This is a genomic window from Legionella quateirensis, from assembly GCF_001467955.1.
In the GTDB taxonomy this organism is placed as follows: Bacteria; Pseudomonadota; Gammaproteobacteria; order Legionellales; family Legionellaceae; genus Legionella; species Legionella quateirensis.
On sequence record NZ_LNYR01000031.1, the window covers coordinates 379,054 to 379,396 of the forward strand.

Consider the following 343-nt stretch of genomic DNA (forward strand, 5'->3'; position numbering starts at 1 on the left):
GTGGCCATTAAGAATAAACGTTCGTCATTGCGAACAAAGTGAAGCAATCCAGAACACAGTTCCAATAAAGCTCCGTTCTGGATTGCTTCGCGTTGCTCGCAATGACGGGTATTTATCACAGTGAGGGGTATTTATATGGCCATTAAGAATAAACGTTCGTCATTGCGAACAAAGTGAAGCAATCCAGAACACAGTTCCAATAAAGCTCCGTTCTGGATTGCTTCGCGTTGCTCGCAATGACGGGTATTTATCACAGTGAGGGTTATTTATATGGCCATTAAGAATAAACGTTCGTCATTGCGAACAAAGTGAAGCAATCCAGAACACAGTTCCAATAAAGCTC